The organism is Enterobacter cloacae complex sp. SYL001 (genome assembly GCF_049237025.1).
Lineage (GTDB): Bacteria > Pseudomonadota > Gammaproteobacteria > Enterobacterales > Enterobacteriaceae > Enterobacter > Enterobacter intestinihominis.
In genome coordinates, this window is record NZ_JBMKJI010000002.1 from 235642 (window position 1) to 258925 (window position 23284).

A 23284-nucleotide genomic window follows, 5' to 3' on the forward strand; every position below is an offset into this window, starting at 1 on the left:
ATTAAATTATTTCGTTATAAAAATGATATAGCTATAAATGTCTGAATACGCAAATTAAGTGTTCGTAAACCCAACGCGGCTATTGCAGGGGGGATTAATTGATAGCGTGAATATATTTCGTTAGCTATGAGGGCGCGTGGATAAAGGGTTTTGGCGTAAAAGTTGCAACCCTTAAAACGGTGCTGGTGGGGCGATATTAATAATTATAATATGCGATAAATATCTAATTTTGGTTAGGTTTAATTGCTGCTTAATTGTAGTTTAAGTTAGGGTAAAATATCTGGTGTATGATATATTTAAAACTCTCTCATTTATAAAATATATTTTACGGGCGGGTTAATTTCTGCTACTCAAAAAAATTACGTATTTTCTTCTCATGTTTAATAAATAAAAAGCCGCAAGCGAGGCCTTTCAGAGGCTATCGGTATTAGCCTAAAGAAATTATGCCGATTTCCACGAGGGCGGCTAATGTCAAAAGAATAAAGAGGATAACAACTATTGGTCTGTACATTTTTAAGGTTCCATCCTTGTGTGAAGTCCTGCCCATCGTGTCCGTTGTCATTTTCCATGGTAATGATGTGCTGTCGTTGATGCTCATCAAAGGGACGCAGTAGATTGAGGAAAATCTGCATTCAGGGTTGGAACCATTTAACGCTGTGTGGGTTGCGTGGCGGGGAGCTGTCGCCACTGGCGGATGTGCTCGATCAGGGCTCTGAGCTTGGGGGCCATATTGTGGCGCTGGGGAAAATAGAGATAAAAACCAGGAAAAGATGGAAGAAACGCATCCAGTAAGGAAACCAGCTGTCCTGATTCAATGTACGGTGTGAAGGTGTCCTCCGTGGCAAAGGTTATACCACCGCCGGCCAGCGCGAGGCTGAGCATAAGACGCAGATCGTTAGTGGTGATTTGTGGTTCAATTGCCACATCGAAAGGGACGCCTGCTTCCTCAAACTCCCAGCGATAGGGGGCAACGTCCGGGGAAGGGCGCCAGCCGATACACCGATGAGCGACCAGCTCACGGGGGTGCGTCGGTGCGCTGTGTGTCGCCAGATAGGAAGGTGAAGCCACCACCCGTTCACGCTGCTGGCCCGTAAGGGGAATAGCGATCATGTCTTTTTCGATAACTTCGCCCAGCCTCACCCCGGCATCATAGCCCGCTGCCACGATATCGAATTCCTCATCTGACACGAAAACATCAAGCGATACCGCAGGATGCGCGGCCGTAAACGAGGCGAGCAGTGGGCCCGAAAGAAACGCTTCCGCAATTGAGGTGACAGCGATCCTGAGCTGTCCGCGCGGTATGCTGTCCGAGATAACATCGTCAAAGGCCGCCTCAATGTTGGCGATGGGCCCCAGCAACGATTTATGCAACCGTTTACCCGCTTCGGTGAGCCTTACCGAGCGCGTGGTGCGCATCACCAGCAGGGTCTGAAACCCATCTTCGAGACGTCTTATTCCCTGGCTGACAGCGGAACGGGTTATGCCCAGGCGCCCGGCGGCAGCGCTGAAGCTGCGTTCTTCGGCGACCGCCAGAAAAAGCGGTAACAAATTAAGATCGATTTTCATTGTTTAACATTGCTAACCAGTGAGTCTAGTAAAGGCAGGATACAAGAAACAATGGTCTGTATCTATGATTGCAGTGAACTCAACTGAAGGAGTAAAACATGAACAAAGTCATCTTAATTACCGGCGCCTCCAGCGGTATCGGAGAAGGTATCGCCAGAGAGCTCGGCAAGGCAGGCGCAAAAGTGTTCGTGGGTGCACGCAGGCTAGATCGCATCCACGCTCTGGCTGATGAAATCCGCAGCGCAGGAGGGGAGGCAGAGGCTCAGGTATTAGACGTTACCAGCCGCCAGTCGATGGCCGCCTTCGTTCAGGCAGCACGGGATAAGTGGGGCCGAATTGACGTACTTATTAACAACGCGGGCATTATGCCTCTCTCTCCGCTTTCGGCTGGCAAGCAGGATGAGTGGGAACGCACCATTGACGTAAATATCAAGGGCGTACTGTGGGGTATTGGTGCTGTTTTGCCGATTATGGAAGCCCAGGGCTCGGGGCAGATCGTCAATATAGGCTCGATTGGTGCCTTGTCCGTCGTGCCCACGGCCGCCGTCTATTGCGCGACCAAATTTGCGGTACGGGCCATTTCCGATGGTTTACGTCAGGAAAGTTCGAACATCCGTGTGACCTGCGTCAACCCTGGGGTAGTGGAAAGCGAACTGGCCTCAACCATCACGCACGAAGAAACCATGGCGGTGATGGATGCGTACCGGGCTATTGCTCTCAAACCGGCTGATATCGCTCGCGCCGTGCGCCACATCATCGAGGCGCCTGAGAGTGTCGATACCACCGAAATCACCATCAGACCTACGGCCTCTGCAAACTAACGTTGCGGGTCAGGCACCAGCCTGACCCGCTTCACCCTCTTACCACGGCTGTTCGGTCGGCATAATAAACAGCTCTGCCACGTCCACATGTTCCGGTGCCTGCAATACGTAAAGAATCGAGTCGGCGATATCATCGGCTTTCAGGAACGTCATCTTCTCCTTCAGCTGTTCCATCTGTGCACGATAATTTTCGTCACTGATATGCTCGAATAATTCACTTTCAACGGCACCCGGCTGAAGCGAGGTGACGCGAATGTTGAACTGAGGGGCCAGCTCCATACGCAAAATATCCGAGAAGGCGGCAACCGCGTGCTTCGTCGCGCAGTATACGCCCAGTCCGGGAAAGGTTTTACGCCCGGCGATCGACGAGGTATTGATGATATGACCCGAGCGCTGTGACTGCATAATCGGCAATACGGCCGCGACCGTGTTAAATAGGCCCTTTACGTTTACATCTACCATTCGATGCCACTCGTCAACCCGGAGGCTGGCGATATCCGAAATCGGCATCAGCCCGGCGTTATTAAAGGCGATATCAATATGGCCATAGCGTTTGTGCAGTGCCTCCACCCCTTTATTAACTGAGGCCGGGTCAGTGACATCCATGTCCAGCGCCATGGCTTCCCCGCCAGCAGCCTCAATTTCAGATACCAGCGCCTGAAGACGATCCAGACGGCGGGCAGCGAGACCCACCCTGACGCCCTGTTCCGCTAACTTTTTGGCCGTGGAGGCACCAATTCCGCTTGAAGCACCGGTGATGAGCGCGACTTTACCGTTGAGTTCCATAGTTGATCCTCTTGAGAGTTGATTTCAACGCTTCAGAAAGAATGTCTGAAGTACGGGTCAATAATGGATCTTTCTGGCAATCGCTTCGCGCGGGCTTTTGCTCAAACTGTCGGGCTTTTGCTGCGAACGGCATCGCTGCGATAGTGGGAGGGCGTCACGCCGTTATGCCTGAGGAATACGGCAGCAAAGTGGCTGGGGCTGGTGTATCCGACGTTCAGTGCAATATTGATAATGGAATCATTGCTTTCCGATAGCATGCGACGCGCCTCCTCCATGCGTAGCCGGATAAAGTAGTGAGAAGGGGAAAGTCCGGTTGACTGTTTAAAGGCGCGGCTAAAATGGTATTCGCTAAGATCGGTCAGTTCAGCCAGGCGTGCCAGGTCAAACGGCTGGGCTAACCCTTCACGCATTGCCGTGAAGACCCGGTGCAGCTTAAATGCCTGCAAGCCCCCGCGGTGTCGTTTCGCATGTGTGCCATAGGTGCGAATCAGATGTACTGCCAGCGCCTGCGCAATGCCCTGGATAAACGGGCCGCTGGGTGGATTTTGCAGATACAGCTCCTGACGTATCTGCTCCAGCAGGGCGGATAGCGTGTCGTCGCGCGCGCCGGAGACTTCCCGCAGTTCATACTCCTGCATCATAGCCACTCCCATATAAACATGCATAACGACGAAAGGCGTATCTGGCCCGGCGTGCCAGCGCATTTCAGTAGGAGAAGCCGCCGTTGTGAGAAAGAAATCGCCTGCGGTAACGCGGTTTGCTAACCACGGCTCACCGGGGGAACGCTCCTCAACGACGGCATTACCTGAGAGGATCCAGACGATAAAAGGCTCCGGCACTGCCGGAATAATGACGTTTTCCTGCACGTGTCTGCGCGCCAGAATTTGCACGAATACATCCCGGGAAGATTGCGCCCGATGTTCTCTGATCAGCTTGCCGGGAAGGTATTCTTCAAAGGTCTCTGCGGAAGTACGCTGCGTCATATTTATCGTTGCCTTTAGCTATGCCAGTTGCACCAGGTTCACCGCCGGAAGAGGCCCTCCGGGGAATTGTTGTAGCGTACCGCCAACCTCCAGGCTGCCTAAATCAATACTTGCGAAGCCCAGTTGCCCGGCTAAGGCTGTTATTTCCGCCTTTGCGTCAGGATGGTCTCCGGAGATAAAGACGACACGACGGCCACCCGCCTGCGCCGGATCCTGAGCCAGCACCCCTGCAAGGAGAGTATTGAAGGCTTTAACGACGCGTGCACCCGGAGCCCACTGTGTCACCACCTGGCTTGAGTTTTTTCCGCCCAGTTCAGCCAGCGTGAAGCCTGGCAGTATGACCGGGTTGGTCGCGTCGATCAGGATACGCCCCTCCCAGTTGATGCCGCGTAACGCGGCCTCGGTTTTGTCCCAGTTTGTGCTGACAAAAACGAGGTCGGCCTGGGCGGCCTGTTCTACGGTGCCAGCGCGAGCCCCGTGGCCCAGTTTCTCAATCACCGCAGTCAGGCTTTCCGGCCCGCGGCTGTTACTCAGAATAGCGTTCATGCCCGCTTTAACCAGTTGTTCTGCAAAGGCTTGCCCGATAGCGCCAGCGCCGATGATACCTACAGTAGTCGTTTTCATATTGTATTTCCTTCATTGAAGAGTAGTGAACATGCACTGAGAGTAGTAATCTTTGATCTATCTGAATAGCCTATATAATTAGATGGGATCCATCTGCTGGAGCGATACATGCTGGACGGTATGTCTGTTGATCAACTCCGCACCTTTATTGCTGCCGTTGATGAAGGGAGTTTTTCCGCCGCCGGTCGCAGGCTGCGGCGCGCGCAGTCGGTTGTCAGCGCGACGCTGGCAAACCTTGAGGCACAGGTCGGGTTTCCATTATTCGATCGTACCGGGCGTTATCCGACGCTGACGGAGGCGGGCGTCGCCATGCTGGAAGCGGCGCGTCTTGCCACTGCCGGGATGGACGCCTTTAAGGCTAAGGCGCGCACCTTAGCCGAAGGTCTTGAGCCTGAACTGGCGGTGTCCGTCGACGTGATGTTTCCCGTAGCGCAGCTCACCGCTGCGGTGCAGGCGTTTCAGCAGGCATTTCCTGACACCCCGCTGCGTTTGTATGTGGAAGCGTTGGGGGCGGTGTTCCAGCCTTTACTGGACGGTCATTGCCGGGTGGCGATAACCGGATCGCTGCCGCATCTTCCGGCGGGATGCACCTCAGAATTCCTTCTCAGCGTGCCTGCGGTGGCCGTTGTCTCCCCTGAGCATCCGCTGGCGAACGCGTCCGGTCCGATCCTTCGTTCACTTTTACAGGAACACGTCCAGCTGGTGCTGACCGATCGCTCCTCTCTCACCGTGGGCCGAAGCTTTGGCGTCATGTCGTCAAAGACATGGCATTTAGCGGATATGGGCGCGAAGCACGCCTTCCTGCGTGCCGGACTGGGGTGGGGTTATATGCCGCTGCCAATGGTCGAGGAAGATCTCGCAGCGGGAAAACTGGTTACGCTGAACGTGCCGATGCAGCCCGACGTCGGGCCCGGTTTTTCCATGCAGGCGGTGCACCTGGAGGAACATCCGCCCGGCCCGGCCGGACGCTGGTTCGTTAACAGGCTGAAAATGCAGGCTGGCATGCCTCTCAACGAACGCAGCGGATCCGGCAAGTGAGCTCAACGGATAATTCAGGTTTTGTTGCTGTTGCATGTCTCCAGTATCGCACCGGCCCGACGGGCCGTGGCAGGCAGGATGTCGGCATCGGCTACGTAGCCATCGGGATCGAGACAGCGATTGTGTTCTCTCGCCTGTTGCAGGATCGCTTCATCCCAGTAGAGGCGCTTACGCTGATCGCCGCGGGTCGTCAGAATAAACTCCGTTTTGCCGTCAACCGCGCGGTAGCGACGCCAGCTGTTTGCCGGAACAGAGATCACCGAACGTTCCGGAGCGATAACGCTCACTTCTTCGCCCGCCTCGTTCCAGGTGATCTCCAGCTGGCCTTTAAAGACCATAATGACCTGAATATCCGGGCAGAGATGGCGGCCCACAACGTGATCCTCGGCGAGACGCAGCCATTCGACGGAAAAACCGTGCGGGCTCACGATAGCGGGAGCGGAATCCCGATCCTGTGAAATGCCGAAACCGATAACCGGCGCAATTTCGCCGCCGTGTCCTGGCAGCACCGAATCCAGCAGTCCCTGGGCTGACCAGCAGCGGTCATCGCCGGTTACCGCACGCTGGCGCATCTCCTCAACGCTGTAGTCACGCAGCCCGGCAATATATTCCTCTGACAGCGGCGTCAGCAGCGCGGCGGGGTCAGGCCGCGGATCGCCGGTTTCCTGTGTGATGAGCATGTTGTCTTTACTCAAATACATTCCGTATTCACTGGCTGCCGCCAGCACGGAAGGATGCCAGATGATGCCGCCCGTGTTGTCCCCGCCGAGCACCGTAAACACCATACCGCTGGTCTCTTCTTTACTGACGTTGGTGAAACCGCGGAAGATCCAGGTCGGTATTGAAAGGATAGTGGGTGCGCTAAATTCAGCTTCATGCTCGCCGTTGGCTCCCCAGCGAAAACGCCATGTTCCTTCATGGATCAGGAACACCTCGGCGGTGAAATGCAGATGCAGATTATTCGTCACCCCTTTCGGCATAGCCGCCGCGCCAATGTTAAAGCCGTGCGGCTCGGGAATATTGACGACCTGCTCGCTGGACTGGGTTACACCCGGGCCGATGAAGGAATAGTTTTGTTTGAGATGCGAGCCGGGTAGCTTGCAATCAATAAAAGCAAGATTACAGGAAACCATGTCCTCGGGGGCGATTAACCGTGTTCGAGCCTGACTCTGGGTAAGATGGATGGTTTTCATTATTTCTCCTTTTAATAACCGGATGCACCGGTGGTAGGGATAGCGTTGCCGCGGGCGAGAGCAATGGCTTCACGCGAGGCGCGACCCAGTTGCATGACGTCGTTTGCAGGGGTAACAAACTGAAAACCCTGATCAATGCGCGCTGCGGCGGCCGCGCCGGAAGTGCAGAAAATTCCGGCAATCTTCTGCTGCTGGCGGCAGCACTGAATCACCCGCTCAATAGCAGCAAGCATTTCGGGATGTTGGGATTCGGCGCTGGCGCTGCCGGTCAGCGTCAGTGAGAGATCGTTGGGGCCAATAAACACACCGTCCAGCCCTTCGGTATCAAGGATGGCGTCAAGATCAGCCAGCCCTTCGCGGGTTTCGATCATCGCCAGCGTCAGGATCTCGTTGTTAGCGTGCTGTGGATAATCACTGCCGCCGTAGAGTAGACCTCTGGCCGGACCAAAGGAGCGAACACCCAGCGGTGGATAGCGACAGGCAGCGACAAAACGGCGAGCCTGTTCCGCGCTGGAGATCATCGGGCAGATTACGCCGTAGGCTCCTGCGTCTAATACGCTCATGATTTGCGCCGGATCGTTATCTGCCACCCGCACCAGCGGCACGGCAGGCGTGGCCGATAGCGCCTGTAGCATTGACAGCGCGCTGGCAAAATCAATCATGCCGTGCTGCAAATCGACGGTGACGGCGTCGTAACCCTGATGGCCCATAATTTCCGCGCTATAACCGGACGGGATCGCCAGCCAGCCGTTTATGATGGGAGTATTTTCCAGAAATGCGGTCTTTAAACTGTTTTTGCGCACTGTATGCACTCCGTTATCCACTGACGCAGCAGCGGCGCGATCTCATCCGGGGTTTCCAGCGGAATAAAATGCCCGCCAGCCTCCACCGTATGTCTGGTCACGTTCGCGTTGCCTGCGGCAAGTAGCTGATGATGATGGGGCGTGCAGATAACGTCCTGCGCGCCGTTTAGAAGTAATGTGGGGCAGGAGAGGGCGTTAAACGCAGTCCGGTTGTCCTGCCGGTGAATGGCCATTTCCGTTTGCCCGGCAAAGGTCTCAATGCCGCACTCTTGCGCCATTCGGCAAATAGTCTCTTGCAGGATCCGATCGGACAGACGTGACGGGGCGACATAGCTCTGCCACAGCGAGGAGACCAGCCAGTCGGCCAGGCCCCGCGCCTGTGCGGTGCGTACCGCTTCCCGGCGTGAAGCGAGGGTGTCTGGCGCAACGGGCAACGGATTAACGGAAATCAGCGTCAGCCCGTTCACTCTTTCTGGCGCGTCGGCGGCCATTTGCAGCGCGACTATGGCACCGAGAGAAAACCCTGCCAGCAGAAAGCGCGGCGGCAGAACCTCTAATAACCGCCGTGACGCCTGCGGCGCGGACTCCGCACCCGTCAGCGTAATACACGACACCGCTGCGACATTCAGCCGTTCAATAACGGGCTGCCAGAGCCGGGCGTTACAAAGCGTGCCACCAAGCAGCACCAGTGGCAGATCGGTATTGTCCAGAAGCGGATATTCCATTGCATCCCTCACGTAGCGGTCCAGCCGCCGTCAACCATCAGGGCACTGCCGGTGATCAGCCCGGCGGCATCTGAGGCGAGAAACACTACCGGGCCCATAATGTCCTCCAGCCTGCCTAACCGGCGCAGCTTGATGTTGTCCAGCACGTAGTGGCGGAACGCCGGATCGGCAAGCGCCGGGCGCGTCAGGTCGGTTTCAATGAAGGTCGGGCACAGCGTATTAACGCGGATCCCCGCATCGCCCAGCTCCAGCGCCATCGTTCGGGTTAACCCTTCAAGCGCGAATTTGGAGGCACAGTACACGCTACGCTCGGGGCCACCAACGTGTCCCATTTGCGATGAGATGTGAATAATCGACCCTCCCTTACCGCCCGCCCGCATTCTGCGCGCCACGCGCTGGCTGACAAAAAAGGTGGCGCGCAGGTTAAGCGCCATCACCGCATCGAAATTGTCCTCGTTCACCTCAAGAAACGGCTGGTGGCGTGCCAGCCCGGCACTGTTCACCAGAATGTCGGGCGTGGGCAATGTCGCCAGCACACGCTCCACCTCCTGAGCGTCGGTAATATCCAGCTCCAGCGGGTGAAATGCGAGCCTGTGTTCCGCTGCCAGACTTGCGGCATGCGCCAGCGCCTCGCGGCCCCGGGCGGCGATCCATACCTCTGCGCCCGCCTGTGCGAGGGCGACGGCGGCAGCGAAGCCAATCCCTCTTGACCCGCCGGTTACCAGCGCGCGTTTGCCGTGCAGGGTGAAAGAGGGCGTTTGCAAAAGCGTCATGGCTTACACCTTTTCCCTGACCGGGGCCGGTGTGGCGTAGGGAACCTCCGTCTGGCCATAACGGCGCACGCGAATATTGGCCTGCTCGGCATGTCCGGCGAAACCCTCCAGCAACGACAGACGCGAACAATAGCTGCCGATTTCGGCAGTGGCTTCGTCGCTGAGGACTTTCTGGAAGGTGCAGGTTTTCATGAACTTGCCCACCCACAGGCCGCCGGTATAGCGTGCGGCTTTTTGCGTCGGCAGGGTGTGGTTGGTTCCGATCACCTTATCGCCGTAGGCCACGTTAGTACGCGGCCCAAGGAACAGCGCGCCGTAATTGGTCAGGTTAGCCAGGAACCAGTCGTCCCGGTCGGTCATCACCTGAACATGTTCGGAAGCGATACGATCTGCCTCCAGCAGCATCTCTTCGTAGCTGTCGCAGACGATGATTTCCCCGTAGTCCTGCCAGGACTGGCGGGCAATGTCGGCGGTAGGGAGCTTTTCCAGCAGCCGTTCCACTTCGCTGAGCGTCTCTTTGGCAAGCTGGAGCGAGTTCGTCAGCAGGATGGCAGGGGTGGTGACGCCGTGTTCGGCCTGGCCCAGCAGATCCGTGGCGCACATTTCCGCGTCAACGGTGTCATCGGCAATCACCAGCGTTTCCGTCGGACCGGCAAACAGATCGATACCTACCCGGCCGAACAGCTGGCGTTTGGCCTCCGCGACGAACGCGTTACCGGGGCCGACCAGCATGTCGACCGGTGCCAGCGAGTCCGTGCCCAGCGCCATGGCGCCTATCGCCTGAATGCCGCCAAGGGCATAGATTTCCGTTGCGCCAGCCATTTTTTGCGCCGCGACAATCGCCGGGGCGGGCTGACCGTTAAACGGCGGGGCACAGCTGATAATTCTTGAGCACCCCGCCACGCTGGCGGTGATAATCGACATGTGCGCGGAGGCGAGCAGGGGATATTTTCCGCCAGGCACGTAACATCCCACGGCGTTAATCGGAATATTTTTATGCCCGAGAATAACGCCGGGACGCGTTTCAATTTCCAGATCACGCAGGCATTCTTTCTGCGCGCGGGCAAAATTCGCCACCTGCTGTTGGGCGAATTCAATATCCTGAATATCCTGGCGGCTTAACTGTTTTATGCAGCGGTCGATCTCCGCGGGGGTCAGACGATAATCCTGACGGTCATAACGATCGAATTTAATGGATAATTCGCGAATGGCTTTATTTCCACGCTTTTCAATATCCGCAAGTATTTGCTCAACCGTTTCTCTTATTTGCTGGTTGGCTTGCTGGCGCTCTTCGGTAGATTTACCGGTTTTTAATTTCCAGGACACACGCTTCTCCTTACCTTTTTTAGATGTCAGTTGTCCTCCCGGCAGACCGGGAAAGGGTGTTTACTTCAGAGTGGGTTATTGATCCGGCGCGGCGGCGTACGCACCGTTTTTTAATAATTGGGCTGAGGTTTGCGTTTTACGGGCATATACCCATCGAGCGGACAGCGGCGTGGCAATAGCGGCCACAACGGAAAGGGCGGCAATCAATATATAACCGGACGACAGGTTAATATGTTGCATCATTACGCCCATCATTACCGGCCCGACAAACATGCCGCAGGAATAAATGGTCTGGAATAGTCCCATTCGCGTGGATTGTTCATCAGACGAGGTATTCACTACGCTGAGCGACATGAATGCGGCAAAGGCCATACCGAACGAAAAACCTGCCAGCGCCTGCCACAGGTAAATGACGTACATATTGCTGGTAAAGGGAATGCCGAAGGTGGAGATCACTTGTAAAACGATGCCGAGCACGGCGGTTTTTACCAGCCCAAGGCGCTGATAAAACACCGAGCTGCACAGGGCGATGGCCAGCCCGTAAAACAGAAGGTGGATGTTTCCGAGCACCGCGAGGATCCCCGCCCGGGCGCCGAGCTGTTCAGCGTAGACCGGCGTCAGGGTGTCCCGGGTGGCGAAGGGCACCAGAATGACGACGGTCGCCAGGATGCCAATCAGCCAGACGGAACGGTCGGCCAGCTGCTGGCGCGCGCCGGTGATGCAGGCTTTAAGCGTGGGGGCCTGCACCGGGTCGTGCACGTCCTGAATGCGGGTCGTCAGGATCAGCGCCACCAGGGCGGAGATGCAGGAGACAAAAAAGGCGATGTTATTGGCAAAATAGTGGATCAGCACCGCGCCAATACAGTTGCCGAGAAATACGCCGATGGGCCCTGCCAGCGCCAGCAGCGCGACGGCGGCAGGGGCTTCGTTGCGACCGAAGTAACGCATGAACAGGATGTTGTACAGCACCCATGTCGCCGCCGTGACGCCGTCTGCCGCTTTCGCCAGATACAGCGTAATGGCATTGGGTTCAAGCCAGGCAATTGGCCAGGCGATAATTGGCAGCAGCAGGCCAATCTGGATGAAGATCCTGCGGCTTTTAACCACGTCGGAAATAATGCCTAACGGGAAGCGTATCAGAAGGGTTGCCAGCCCGGATGCGCCCATGATGATGCCCATGATCTGTGGCTCAATGCCCTGGTTGATCATCATGGGGGCCAGGAATGCATCAATGCTATGGATGCAGATAAAGAACAGGATGCTGATGATGAAAAAGAGCCGGGCTTCCCGACGGCGTAACAGTGCTTGAAACATGGTTTTGAACCTCTTAAGAATTAATGGGTTATAACCAGTCAGGGACGACGTTTACCGGTTCAATCCTTTGGGCGACTCCTGTTCTCTCCGGTACCTTTGACGGTATGAAAACTCTTTGCATACGTATTCAAGATTTGAAGTTACGAAAAGGTTTCATGTTTGTAAAGTGATCTCGATCTTGTTGTGAGAATTTTAATTTTTTGTGTTGCATACGCATGCAAAGGTGGTGTAAGTATAAAAAACACCCACTTGCTGAGGCGTTCGAAGCACGCGCAAATGGGCAGGACGTTGATAAGGAATCAGGGGTAATGAAACGTAAGACTTTTGCAGCAGTCACATCCCAACAGGTCGCTCAGCTGGCGGGGGTATCGCAATCTGCGGTGTCGCGAACGTTCACGCCGGGGGCCAGCATTTCACCGGCAACGCGTGAAAAAGTGCTGAAGGCGGCGCGCGAGTTGGGCTATCGCCCGAATGCGATAGCCCGTTCGCTCAACACGGCGCGTTCGCGCATTATCGGTGTCGTCATTTCTTACTTTGATAATCCCTTTTACTCGCAGGTGCTGGAGGCGCTGGCACAAAAGCTGGATACGCTGAACTATCACCTGCTGCTGTTCGTTGGCGACCGGGACGGTAACGTTGACCGTATTTTTGACCAGATTATGCAGTACCGGGTGGATGGCATTGTGCTGGCCTCGGTGACGCTGTCGCTGGAGTTGTCCGAGGAGTGTCTTGCCGCCGGGATCCCGGTAGTGCTGTTTAACCGCAGCGAAGAGAGTGGCATGGCCTCCAGCGTCAACAGTAATAACGAAGCGGCCGCGCGGCAGATTGCCGAGTTTCTGCTGGCGGGGGAGCACAAGCGTTTTGCCTACGTGGGCGGCGTGGCGGATTCCCCGGTCAATATTGCCCGCCAGCGCGGGTTCATCTCCACGCTGGAAGAACATGGCATCACCGATGTGCGGGTGGTGCACGGGAATTACGACGCTCAGCAAACCACCCGGGCGGCTTATACCCTGTTTTCGGCGTCGCCAGCGCCGGATGCGGTCTTTGTCGCCAACGATCATATGGCCGTCACGGTAATGGATGTGGCGCGCTATGAGTTTGGTTTGCGCATTCCGGAGGAGGTCTCCATTGTCGGGTATGACGACATCGGCCCTTCCGGCTGGCCCTCTTATGCGTTGACCTCGGCGTCGCAGCCGGTCGGCGCGATGGTAGATGCCACGGTGGAACTGTTAATGAAGCAAATTGACAGCGGAACCATAGAGCCTGAACAGATTACGGTGCCCGGTACGCTGGTGATACGCCACTCGGCGCGTCGCCCACGCAGCGGCGTTATCGAAACCAATGGTTTAACGCTATTCCAGTCTAAGGAGCGCACATGACCAGATTGCGGGGCTTCAGCCCTCAATTCGACTCTATCCAGCAGTTCATTTTGACGCTGACGCACGTGGTGTGGGAGCAGAAAGATATCGGCCAGCTGGCGGATTTTTACGCCACGCCGGTGGTTTTCACTACCCCCGAAAAACAGCTGCATGAGCTTTCCCAGTTTATGCGCCTGACGCTTGAGGCGATGCACAGCTTCCCGCAGCGAGCGGTGCTGACGGAGGATATTCTGTGCAGCCAGAACCCGGGGGACGAGTACTATGCGGCTCAGCGTACCGTAGCCCGCATTCAGCATCAGGGGGAGGGATTTTTTGGCCCGCCGACCGGGAAAAATGTCTGGGTCCGCACCTGGGCCGATCGCATCTGTGTTGATGGGGCCGTACGCCAGGAGTGGCTGCTTCAGGATCGTGCTGCGATTGTGGCGCAACTGGGGCTGGATATCCGCGAATTTGCCTTTAACCTGGCGACCATGCGCCAGCAGCTTGGCGTGGAGGCGGTCTCTGCCGAGACGCTGGATGCCCGCTGGGCGGGCGGGCCCGAGGGCGACGACGTAGAAGGGGCGCTGGCAGGCGTCGTTGAGCGCTACTTAACCATGTGGGCGGGCGGTAACAGTGGCGTGGTGCCCGGTCTCTATCACCCGGCGGCGACGCTTTACGCGCCGGGTCATTGCCTCTGCACCGGTGAGCAGGAAATTGGCGCACAGCTTTCTGGCTACCGCGCTTCATTTGCCGACAGCGAAACGCAGCTCCATCATCTGATTGTGCGTAAAGATCCTAACGAGCCGAATCGGCTTTCCCTGCGCTGGTCGTTATTAACCTGGCATGACGGTTACGGCAAATTTGGTGCGCCAACCCGTAAACCCATATCAATTACCGGTATCAGCCAGCTTGAATTACGTGATGGTTTAATTTTCCGTGAATATCTGGGGATCGATGAATTAGCGATCTGGTCGCAAATAGTGAATTAACAGGGGCGGCAGCCCCCTTATTCTGGCTGCCGAAAATAATCGAGTTTAATTCACCCTCACTTACGGGTGCGGGTTCTTATTGTCTGAAAACAGAGCAGGAGTTTATATGTCTTCCACCGAAGCAACAAATAAAGCACCAGCCGTACCCGAAAAAAACAGCGTGAAATCGCTGAAAGAGGAACCTGTATTACAGGTGGAACGTCGTGATTTTGTCGATCTGGTACCGGAAAAAAGACCGCGCGTGCAATCATTACGCGGCTTTGATGACTGCTATACCGATATTGTCGATTATATAGTTCGCTGCACCCATAAAATATGGGACGAGCGCGATGTCGGCTTAATTTATTCTCACTATACCCATAACTGCGTGCTGTATAACGCGCTGGGGACACTCTATAACCGTGAGCAGGTGGTACAGGATACGCTGCAGCGTTTAATTGCCTTCCCGGAGCGGCGCGGCATGGCAACCCAGGTTATCTGGAACGGAAATGATGTTGACGGTTTTTATACCTCTCACCTGGTGACGGGAAGCGGGCGGCATACCCAGCACAGCCATTTAGGCAAGCCGACCAACCGCACCTTCGTTACCCGTACCGTGGCAGATTGCATGATCCACGAGAATAAAATTTACCGGGAGTGGGTGGTCAGCGACAACATGTCGTTAATGAAACAGCTTGGCCTGAATACCGATCAAATCGCATTTAATATGGCAAAGGAGCAGTTTGATAAAGGCTTCCGCGTGATGGACATCGGCGAAAATGGCCGCATGCTGGGACAATATCCGCCGGAGATGGAGTGCGATGTATCCATTGCACACACCGTTACGGAAGAGCAGTGTCTGCGCTGGCTGCACGAGATCTACAATCGTCGGATGTTCGGCAAAATCAAAGAGGTTTACGCCCCTAACGTGCAGTGGCATGGCCCGCTGATGAAAGAGCTGTACGGCACCGCGGCGGTAACCCATCAGACGCTGGCGCTGGTGGGGATGATCCCTGACGGCGCATGGCTGCCGCAGCATATCTGTTCCAACCCGTGCGATGAAGGCGGCGTCAAAGTGGCGGTTCGCTGGATCATCGAAGGGCATCACCTGGGTTACGGCGAACTGGGCAAGCCGACCGGAGAACGACTGTTCGTGATGGGCATGTCGCACTACCACATCGTCAACGGCAAAATTGTTGATGAATGGGTCGTGTATGACCACCTGGCGCTGCTGGCGCAAATCAAACTCGGCCAGATGGAGGACGCGTAAATGTTAAATCAGGTGAGCTGGATTAAGCGCCCGCAGGGGCAGGATGCGCAGGCCGATCGTTCCCTGACGGAGAAGGTCAGCGCCATTATCGAGCGCGTGAAAACCGAAGGCGATACGGCGCTAAGAGCCTTTTCGCAGCAGTTTGATAACGTCGTGCCGACGCAGTTTGAGGTGAGCGAGCAGGAGATCGCCGAAGCACTGCAGGGGATGGATGCCCAGACGCGCCGCGACAGCGAGTTTGCTATTAATCAGGTGCGTCGTTTTGCGCAGGCGCAGCTGGCGACCATGCAGCCGCTGGAAGTTGAGACGCTGCCTGGCGTACATCTCGGTCACCGGATCATCCCGGTGCAGACGGTGGGCTGCTACGTGCCGGGTGGGCGTTACCCGATCCTCTCTGCGCCGGTGATGTCGATTGTCCCTGCGACGGTGGCGGGCTGCGAACAGATCATCGCCTGTCTGCCGCCGGGAGCGCATCCGGCGATGATCGCGGTTTGCCATCTGGCGGGCGCGCACCGCATTTTCAGGGTAGGTGGCGCGCAGGCCATTGCGGCCATGGCCTGGGGAACGGAGAGCATTCCATCGGTGGACAAAATCGTTGGGCCAGGCAACGCCTTCGTTAACGAAGCGAAACGCCAGGTGTTTGGTCGAGTCGGCATTGATGCCCTCGCCGGGCCAAGCGAGATTTTCACTATCGCTGACGACAGCGCCGATCCGCGCATTCTGGCCGCCGATATGCTGGCGCAGGCAGAGCACGATATTCATACCCGCGTCGGGCTGGCGACAACCAGCCGGGATATCGCTGAGCGTACCCTGGCGGAGGTTGAGCGTCAGCTTGCCAGCCTGCCAACGGCCGCCACGGCGGGGGAGGCGTGGCGCCGGCAGGGTGAGATTGTGCTCTGTGAAGATGAAGCGCAGCTGATTGCGTTTGCTGACCATATGGCGACGGAGCATTTGCAGGTGCATACCCGCGATCCGCACGCGACGGCGGCGAAGATCCGCAACTATGGCTCGCTGTTTATTGGTCAGAACGCCAGCGTGGTGTTCTCTGATAAATGCTGCGGCACCAACCATACGTTACCGACGATGGCGGCGGCACGCTATACCGGCGGTCTGTGGGTTGGGGCGTACGTCAAAATCTGTACCCATCAGTGGATTGACGAGCAGGGTATCCCGGCAATCGCAGAACCGGCGATCCGCCAGAGCCGTACCGAGGGGATGCAGGGGCACCGACGGGCGGCGGAAATTCGTCTGCGTCCGCAGGACATTGATGCCATTACTACCGGCATGCGGGACTAAAACGTATCCCGGGCAGCCTTCTGCCCGGTTTTCATCACGAGGGAGCCTGAGTCTATGAAGCGCCTGATACCGCCAGACGACTGCCCGGAGGAAATTGCCCGCCGTCTCGACGTCATTCAGCAGCACCGGGCGCTCAACGCGATCCTCGGGGTTAACCCTGACGCCATGTCTCAGGCGGAACAGCATCAGCAGCAGCGTCGACGCGGGGAGCCGATCGGCCCCCTGCACGGCGTGCCGTTGATCGTCAAAGATAATATTGCCTGCGCACCGATGCCCATTACTCTTGGCTGCCGGGCGCTGGCCTCACTTAACGCGACGTCGGATGCGCTTGTTATACAGCGGTTGCGCAGGGCAGGAGCGATTATCCTCGCCAGAGCGAATATGTCCGAGTTTGCTTTTGACGTGCGCTCGCGAAGCTCGCTGGGGGGCGATGTGGCAAACCCGCTTCGCCCGTCACTTACCGCCGGAGGTTCCAGCGGAGGATGCGCCGCGGCGGTGGCGGCGGGGATGGCGGATGGCGCATTGGGTACCGATACCGGCGGCTCTATCCGCATTCCCTGTAGCTATACCGGGCTGGTGGGGCTACGGCCTGCTTTTCGCCGTTCACAGCTGGATGGCGTGGCGCCGCTCTCGCCCAGCAAAGATACCGTTGGGCCAATGGTACATAGCGTTGAAGATGCCGCCTTGCTGCATGCGGTGATCCATGGTTTGCCACCGGTTGCGCTTCCTGTGCGTTCGCTGAAAGGCGTTCGCTTTGGTGTGGTAACCGCGTTACAGGGAGAGGATGAGGTACAGCTGGAGGTCTGGCAGTCGGCGCTGCACACGTTGCGTCGTGCCGGAGCAACGCTGGTGGAGGTATCATTACCTTTGCTGGACGACGTAAGTCAGGCGACATGCCTGAGCCTGTATGAATTTCGCGTGGCGATTGACGACTGGCTTAGCAAACAGCCTGGCGCTCCCTCCGGACTAACAAGCATTGTGGACTCCGGCGCTTTCCTGCCAGAGTATGCGCCGTTTCTACGTCAGATGCTGGTGAGTAACACGCTGAAAACCCCGCACTGGCTGGCGGGGCGTCGCTTTCAGCGCCTGTTACGGCAGAGCCTTTGCCAGGTGGCGGAGGCGCAGCGCATCGACGGATTTGTGTATCCCACCGTACAACGGTTACCAGAAAGTATGGCGAAGATGCCGCCAGGCTGCGCACCGGAACTGGCCGCCATCAGCGGCCTGCCTGCTATAACGTTGCCGTGCGGCGTAAGCCGTATCGGTCTGCCGGTGGGGATGGAGATGTTATCGGTGCAGGAGGATGAGACGGCGCTGATGGTGCTGGCGCTGGCGTGTGAGGGGGCGCTGGGCGAGAAGGGACAGATATAAAAAGCCCGCAGAGCTTGCGCCGTGCGGGCTTTCAGCACTTCATCGGATGACTCTGGTAATCACTGATGGAGGATTATTGGGCTGGTGGAGTCTTAATAAATTCATTAATAGGCTGTTTTTTGTTGATAATTTATAAATTCTACTTTCACGGTATGCCAATGGCGATTTGTTGCAGTGTTTCCTGTGGTTAAGCAAACCTGTTTTTTGAATGGATCACATCAAGAAAAAGCTTTTTTGGATTTAACTGTTCACCCTTAACTTATATTTAGAAAGAAAAAGACCGGCTGTTGCTGGTCTGAGGTCGGTTAAGTCGCTGCGGGTTTGTCTGCCTGTAGCTACTTCGAAGAAAGGGCAAGTTTGCGCGCAGTCATCAGGAAATCGAATGGGGTTGAATCCCACAACTCAGGTGAAAAATCAAATCCATACCGGCTTTTGAATTCCTCATCCAGCCTGTCTCCGTAAAGCGCAAGGAAACAATCGACCTCTTCGGCTAACTCTTTTAACATCCAGTCGGGAGCTGTTTTTTTATAGAGTTCAATAGTGCCCTCAATAGTATCCTCTCCCTCATTTATGAGGTCATGATCCTGATTGAAATAACCCTGAATCAGCTGATCAATATGATAGAAATTTTGCATAATCCATTTGTCCTATGGGGTCGGGAATGCTGTAAGGATATAGCGACAGAGCTGGTCATCCTTGTACTCGGAGTTTGGTTCAAAAGGCATTGAGTAGTTGCCTATTGCAGAACATCTTTTGCCGATGAACAAGAGGCGTGGCAAGCGGCATATGGGCACTGGATGCAAAAATGTAAAACTGGGGTTACTGAAGTTAGCGCTGGCCAAAATTTTGCCGAGTGGACGTAATGTGGACATGGGCAAAAAAAGGGGTTACGTTTTCACGTAACCCCTTGTTTTATTTGGTGGAGCTGGCGGGAGTTGAACCCGCGTCCGAAATTTCTACATACCATTTATAGTACAATAAAAACAGTATTTTATGTTTATAAACAGTGTTTTAGTGTTGGTCTGTGTTTTACAGTTTTATGTATTTTTAAGGCTCTGCCGCCATAATGCCGCCACTGCTAATTCCTTACGATAGGAAGAATGGAGGGGAACAACTTCGAACCATCATTGCCGTAGTCTGGAATAAAGTCCCATAGTCCTTTGGAGGTTTGGAAGAACTCGGAGTTTAAGCCAATCAAAGTGTATACATGGACCAACAGATCACGTAAACCAGTAACCATCTGTTTTATTTGCTTTTCATCAGAGAATGAAGTTGTGAAATGTTTATCATCAAAGGGCTCGAAAACAATAAATTCATGCTTTTCATAACGATAGTCGATTCCTAATTCTCGGCACAGTAAAATAACATTAAGCTCAAGTTGCTGAAGGGAAATGACTTGAGTGTCATACGAAGCATCTTTATGGTAACAGTTTTCAATGGCTTTACTGATTTTTTTATAATAATCTTGAACCCTTCCCATAAATAATTGGCTTACAACTTTGCTGTATCCTTCATCAATAGAAGATTTTGTGAAAATATTCATGTAAAGAATATAGGGATGGGAGATTGATAGTTCTATATATTTTTTGTTTTCATCTTGTTCGTTAAACTCTCTACCTACAAAAAATGATGGAACGGTTTTGAAAATATCCGCATAGCTTTTTTGATGCGCATAGAATGAATCAGATTTATTTTTTACTTTTACCAATTCAATTTGAAGTTCTGTTCGCAATAGTTGGTTTTCTGTCTGAATTGTCCTATGAATGTTGTTAACTATTGCCCCCAACGGAACGGAGCTTGCTAGTAACATCAGCGGGAATTTACTGATTTCATAAAACCTAGCATATCCATGAGCGCTCAAAACAGGTGTTTTTCCCCACCATGCAAATGCGCCAAAGTAAAAAAATGAGAAAACAGGGAAGCCGATTGAAAACAAAAATAATTTTTGTCTAAAAAGATTGGCTGGTGTTAATTCGTACCATTTGTTTTTAATGATTAGATGAATTGTATAAGCAAAAATTGCAATATAGAAAATGATCCCAAGTTCTGAATAAATCGTCATGATCTTTTCCATTCTAAAGAATATAAAGGGTTTTTAGTAACGGCATCTTCTAGATGGTCAGGTGCAAAATGTGCGTAAACCATCGTCATTTTTATATCGGCATGGCCCAGAATATCGCGAAGTACAAGTATGTTTCCGCCGTTCATCATAAAATGGCTTGCGAATGTATGGCGCAGCACATGAGTACATTGTCCCTCTGGCAGATCGATACCAGCCCGCTTTACTGCACGCTCAAAAGCTTTTCTGCATGGCGTGAATAGCTTCCCCCTGTTTTTGGGGAGTTCGTCATACAACTCCTGAGATATCGGTACAGTTCGGTTTTTCTTACCTTTGGTTTTGGTATAGGTGATCCGGTATTTTGATAACTGATGGCCTTGAAGGTTTTCGGCTTCACTCCACCGCGCGCCGGTAGCCAGGCATACCTTTGCGATCATCAATAGACTAGGGCTTTGAGAATCAGCGCAGGCATCAAGCAGGCGTTTAATTTCGTCCGAGGCCAAGAACGCCAATTCACCTTCTGCGATTTTGAATGTTGGTAGCCCGGCGAGCGGGTTAGGCGCTGACCAGTGGCCCAGCTTTTTCAGGGTGCCAAAAACGGATGATAAGTTACGCTGTTCAAGATTAACCGTGCGGGGCTTCACTGGCGACATTAGCCCACCGTCTTCGTTACGTACCTCACCTTTTAATCGTGCTTCACGATATTTGGTAAAATCACCGGCTGTTAACTCAGAAGCTACGGGATCTCCCAGCCCATTGCAGATAATGTTCAATTTCGCCATGAGGCGCTTGGGGTCTGCGAGCGTCTGGCCATAAAGGGAGTGCCACTGCTCAATCAATTCTGACAAATGCCGCCGATCTTCCTTTTCACCCAGCCACGGCTTTTTGTTCACTTCATCCATGGTGAAGTTTTCAAATGCTACAGCCTCGCCTTTAGTCGCAAATTGCTTACGCACACGCTTGCCGTCACGCCCGTTCGGGTAGCACTCGCACAACCATTTTCCATTCGGCTGCTTTCTGATCGTCATATCAAAGACTCTTAATGATTTTCAATGCACGGCCAACTACCTCGATATCATCCAGGCTGCATTCAAACGAAGAGTCATCTTGATGCACAACTAATCTGTTTCCCGGAAGACGAGTTAACTTAACAATGCTTTTTATCCCGTCGATATCGACCAACCACATCCCATTCACTGGTGGTGCCTGGGTACGGTCAACTAAATATGAATCGCCAGCGGTATTTACTAGAAGCAGCTCGCGTGAGTCAGATGGAAGCAGGCTGCTATCAATGATGGCCTTCCCGGCTTCAACCAGCGAACCTCCCATGAGATTAACCTTGTCGATCTCGGGCGATACAAGTTCAGAAAGAGGTTTTACCTTGCCAGAGTTCACGAAATTGATACTTTTTTTATCATCAATTTTTGTTCCGGGTTCACCTTGACCTGTGGTCAGCCAGAGTAAAGAAACGCCCGTTTCAAGAGCACATTGAATCACCCATTCTGCAGGGAAGCTGTCTCTTAAGTATCTGTTAGCCATAGTGCTTTTAGATGCACCTAGGTGATCGCATAGCTGCTGCCTGGACTTAAAATCATAGGCAGCCATTAACCTATGGATAGCCTCTCTACCCCCTGTATTCTCGCCAGCTTTCACCTGTATCATTTCTTAATCCTATTGACGTATCAAATATTGGATCGTAGTATCTCGATTGTTCAATTATTGAATTGCATAAAACAAGATAAAACGACATAAACCAAACCTTAACTGAGAGATACTGCACTATGAGCACCGATATTTCAATTCGTGTACCAAAAGAGATGGCTACACCTGCAGAGTTCGCGGAATGGGAAGGCATTTCCCGTGGCTCTGTTTATCAAAAAATTCACCATGGTCAGTTGGCTAAGTATATGGTTAAAAAGGAGAAAAATAAGGGTCGCGTATGTCTCCGTTACTTGATGTACAAAACCGATCAAGTTCGTGAGTCCCTTGGCCATTCCAACTTCCGCGTCATTGTTGGTCAGTAAGTTCGATTATGAGAACTTTTTGAGGGGTTCACATGTTTGATTATAAGATTTCCAAACATCCACACTTTGATGATGCCTGTCGCGCTTTCGCACTGCGGCACAACATGGCGAAGCTTGCAGATCGAGCAGGCATTAATGTCCAGACACTGCGCAATAAACTGAACCCGGAACAACCGCATCAACTTACGGCGCCGGAAATTTGGCTGCTGACGGATATCACAGAGGACTCCTCGCTGGTTGATGGGTTCCTGGCTCAAATCCATTGCCTGCCATGTGTGCCGCTGAACGAAGTAGCCAGCGAGAAAATGCCTCATTACGTTTTGAATGCTACAGCAGAGATCGGTCGCGTTGCAGCAAGCGCTGTTTCTGGCGAACACCAAACAACAACGGAACGCCGCCAGGTTATCGAAAGCATCAATTCTGTTACACGCTTCATGGCACTAACAGCTGTTTCCCTCCACGCGCGCCTACAGTACAACCCGGCAATGGCAAGTGCTGTTGATACAGTGACGGGCCTCAGCGCTTCGTTTGGTCTGATCTGAGGTGCTTATGCTGAATAAAGAACCTTCATTCGCTTCGCTGCTGGTAAAGCAAAACCCGGCAATGCACTACGACCATGGATGGATTATTGGAGAAAACGGTAAACGATGGCATCCGTGCCGTGATCAGTCCGAATTATTAAACGGGCTAACATCTAAAACGGCTAAGCCGTCAGCTTTTTTAATTATTCGCATTGTTCGCTTGATTATTAAAGGAGTGAAACATGTCTCGCAATGAGTTGAGAATTATTCTGGGCGTGATCATCCCAAATATGGCCGAGGGTTTTGAAATTAAAACCCGTGACGGTGCTGTTTTGCGTGTCGATCCTGAGTGGGAATGCTGCAAAGAATTTAAAGAAGGTTTGCAGGCTGAAATTATCAACCAAATTAAAAGTAAGCCTGTCCCTGTTTCTGGTTATATCTAAGTAATTAACCCGTTGTTTATGG

At 53.9% G+C, this 23284-nt stretch carries 25 protein-coding genes; 11 read left to right on the forward strand and 14 right to left on the reverse strand.

Annotated features, from left to right (window positions below; genetic code table 11):
* Window positions 1-648: 648 nt before the first annotated feature.
* Window positions 649-1566 carry a LysR family transcriptional regulator gene (locus ACOTZP_RS04395; protein ID WP_271075451.1) on the reverse strand — a complete coding sequence of 306 codons (918 nt, stop codon included), beginning with the start codon at window positions 1564-1566 and terminating at the stop codon, window positions 649-651.
* Window positions 1567-1664: 98 nt separating this feature from the next.
* Between ACOTZP_RS04395 and ACOTZP_RS04400 the strand changes: the two genes are divergently transcribed.
* Window positions 1665-2387 carry an SDR family oxidoreductase gene (locus ACOTZP_RS04400; RefSeq protein WP_023306786.1) on the forward strand — a complete coding sequence of 241 codons (723 nt, stop codon included), beginning with the start codon at window positions 1665-1667 and terminating at the stop codon, window positions 2385-2387.
* A gap of 39 nt (window positions 2388-2426) precedes the next feature.
* On the opposite strand, the gene ACOTZP_RS04405 is transcribed toward ACOTZP_RS04400, so the two are convergent.
* The 3 genes from ACOTZP_RS04405 to ACOTZP_RS04415 form a co-directional block, all read right to left on the reverse strand.
* Complete coding sequence (locus ACOTZP_RS04405) at window positions 2427-3173, reverse strand: SDR family oxidoreductase (RefSeq protein ID WP_271075452.1); 747 nt, start codon at window positions 3171-3173, stop codon at window positions 2427-2429.
* 101 nt (window positions 3174-3274) lie between these two features.
* Window positions 3275-4156, reverse strand: coding sequence for a helix-turn-helix domain-containing protein (locus ACOTZP_RS04410; protein WP_022649103.1), 882 nt, complete (start codon window positions 4154-4156; stop codon window positions 3275-3277).
* 18 nt (window positions 4157-4174) lie between these two features.
* Window positions 4175-4780, reverse strand: a complete 606-nt coding sequence (locus tag ACOTZP_RS04415) for an NADPH-dependent F420 reductase (protein WP_271075453.1) — start codon at window positions 4778-4780, stop codon at window positions 4175-4177.
* A 108-nt stretch (window positions 4781-4888) separates the two neighbouring features.
* Between ACOTZP_RS04415 and ACOTZP_RS04420 the strand changes: the two genes are divergently transcribed.
* Window positions 4889-5818: a LysR family transcriptional regulator gene (locus ACOTZP_RS04420; RefSeq protein ID WP_023298425.1), complete on the forward strand. Its 930-nt coding sequence runs from the start codon at window positions 4889-4891 to the stop codon at window positions 5816-5818.
* A gap of 14 nt (window positions 5819-5832) precedes the next feature.
* Here the strand turns inward: ACOTZP_RS04420 and ACOTZP_RS04425 are convergent, their stop codons facing one another.
* The 6 genes from ACOTZP_RS04425 to ACOTZP_RS04450 form a co-directional block, all read right to left on the reverse strand.
* Window positions 5833-7011, reverse strand: a complete 1179-nt coding sequence (locus ACOTZP_RS04425) for a hypothetical protein (protein ID WP_058676718.1) — start codon at window positions 7009-7011, stop codon at window positions 5833-5835.
* Between the two features lie 11 nt (window positions 7012-7022).
* Complete coding sequence (locus tag ACOTZP_RS04430) at window positions 7023-7814, reverse strand: HpcH/HpaI aldolase family protein (protein ID WP_271075455.1); 792 nt, start codon at window positions 7812-7814, stop codon at window positions 7023-7025.
* A complete protein-coding gene (locus ACOTZP_RS04435; protein WP_023298422.1) occupies window positions 7796-8539 on the reverse strand; it encodes an alpha/beta fold hydrolase in 744 nt (247 codons plus the stop codon). The genes ACOTZP_RS04430 and ACOTZP_RS04435 overlap by 19 nt, the downstream gene beginning before the upstream one ends.
* A gap of 8 nt (window positions 8540-8547) precedes the next feature.
* Entirely contained in the window at window positions 8548-9312 is a 765-nt protein-coding gene (locus ACOTZP_RS04440) for an SDR family NAD(P)-dependent oxidoreductase (protein WP_032625875.1), read from the reverse strand.
* Window positions 9313-9315: 3 nt separating this feature from the next.
* Window positions 9316-10638 (reverse strand): histidinol dehydrogenase, encoded by a 1323-nt coding sequence (gene hisD / locus ACOTZP_RS04445; protein WP_022649096.1) that lies wholly within the window; start codon window positions 10636-10638, stop codon window positions 9316-9318.
* A gap of 75 nt (window positions 10639-10713) precedes the next feature.
* Entirely contained in the window at window positions 10714-11952 is a 1239-nt protein-coding gene (locus ACOTZP_RS04450) for an MFS transporter (protein WP_022649095.1), read from the reverse strand.
* Between the two features lie 308 nt (window positions 11953-12260).
* On the opposite strand from ACOTZP_RS04450, the gene ACOTZP_RS04455 reads away from it, so the two are divergent.
* The 5 genes from ACOTZP_RS04455 to ACOTZP_RS04475 all read left to right on the forward strand — a co-directional run bounded on the left by ACOTZP_RS04455 (window position 12261) and on the right by ACOTZP_RS04475 (window position 18215).
* Window positions 12261-13331, forward strand: coding sequence for a LacI family DNA-binding transcriptional regulator (locus ACOTZP_RS04455; RefSeq protein WP_023298419.1), 1071 nt, complete (start codon window positions 12261-12263; stop codon window positions 13329-13331).
* Complete coding sequence (locus tag ACOTZP_RS04460) at window positions 13328-14299, forward strand: nuclear transport factor 2 family protein (RefSeq protein ID WP_023298418.1); 972 nt, start codon at window positions 13328-13330, stop codon at window positions 14297-14299. Before ACOTZP_RS04455 ends, ACOTZP_RS04460 begins: the two co-directional genes overlap by 4 nt.
* Before the next feature lie 106 nt (window positions 14300-14405).
* Window positions 14406-15548 carry an ester cyclase gene (locus ACOTZP_RS04465; protein ID WP_271075456.1) on the forward strand — a complete coding sequence of 381 codons (1143 nt, stop codon included), beginning with the start codon at window positions 14406-14408 and terminating at the stop codon, window positions 15546-15548.
* Window positions 15549-16844, forward strand: a complete 1296-nt coding sequence (gene hisD / locus ACOTZP_RS04470; RefSeq protein WP_022649092.1) for a histidinol dehydrogenase — start codon at window positions 15549-15551, stop codon at window positions 16842-16844.
* 54 nt (window positions 16845-16898) lie between these two features.
* On the forward strand, window positions 16899-18215 hold the full coding sequence (locus ACOTZP_RS04475) for an amidase (protein ID WP_271075457.1): 1317 nt from the start codon (window positions 16899-16901) through the stop codon (window positions 18213-18215).
* Between the two features lie 335 nt (window positions 18216-18550).
* Here the strand turns inward: ACOTZP_RS04475 and ACOTZP_RS04480 are convergent, their stop codons facing one another.
* The 4 genes from ACOTZP_RS04480 to ACOTZP_RS04495 form a co-directional block, all read right to left on the reverse strand.
* On the reverse strand, window positions 18551-18850 hold the full coding sequence (locus tag ACOTZP_RS04480) for a contact-dependent growth inhibition system immunity protein (RefSeq protein ID WP_165716181.1): 300 nt from the start codon (window positions 18848-18850) through the stop codon (window positions 18551-18553).
* Window positions 18851-19293: 443 nt separating this feature from the next.
* Window positions 19294-20277 carry a hypothetical protein gene (locus ACOTZP_RS04485; RefSeq protein WP_271096859.1) on the reverse strand — a complete coding sequence of 328 codons (984 nt, stop codon included), beginning with the start codon at window positions 20275-20277 and terminating at the stop codon, window positions 19294-19296.
* The gene (locus ACOTZP_RS04490; RefSeq protein ID WP_271096858.1) at window positions 20274-21302 is read right to left on the reverse strand and encodes a site-specific integrase; all 1029 of its coding nucleotides are present in this window, start codon (window positions 21300-21302) and stop codon (window positions 20274-20276) included. The genes ACOTZP_RS04485 and ACOTZP_RS04490 overlap by 4 nt, the downstream gene beginning before the upstream one ends.
* A gap of 1 nt (window position 21303) precedes the next feature.
* Complete coding sequence (locus ACOTZP_RS04495) at window positions 21304-21936, reverse strand: phage repressor protein CI (RefSeq protein ID WP_014884925.1); 633 nt, start codon at window positions 21934-21936, stop codon at window positions 21304-21306.
* A 119-nt stretch (window positions 21937-22055) separates the two neighbouring features.
* Between ACOTZP_RS04495 and ACOTZP_RS04500 the strand changes: the two genes are divergently transcribed.
* The 4 genes from ACOTZP_RS04500 to ACOTZP_RS04515 are packed head-to-tail and all read left to right on the forward strand — an operon-like array spanning window position 22056 to window position 23262.
* Window positions 22056-22298: a hypothetical protein gene (locus tag ACOTZP_RS04500; RefSeq protein WP_014884924.1), complete on the forward strand. Its 243-nt coding sequence runs from the start codon at window positions 22056-22058 to the stop codon at window positions 22296-22298.
* 32 nt (window positions 22299-22330) lie between these two features.
* Window positions 22331-22840, forward strand: a complete 510-nt coding sequence (locus ACOTZP_RS04505; protein ID WP_421633657.1) for a phage regulatory CII family protein — start codon at window positions 22331-22333, stop codon at window positions 22838-22840.
* Between the two features lie 7 nt (window positions 22841-22847).
* Entirely contained in the window at window positions 22848-23075 is a 228-nt protein-coding gene (locus ACOTZP_RS04510) for a phage filamentation protein Fil family protein (RefSeq protein ID WP_271096856.1), read from the forward strand.
* Window positions 23062-23262 (forward strand): hypothetical protein, encoded by a 201-nt coding sequence (locus ACOTZP_RS04515; protein WP_014884921.1) that lies wholly within the window; start codon window positions 23062-23064, stop codon window positions 23260-23262. The genes ACOTZP_RS04510 and ACOTZP_RS04515 overlap by 14 nt, the downstream gene beginning before the upstream one ends.
* The last annotated feature ends 22 nt before the right edge of the window (window positions 23263-23284 follow it).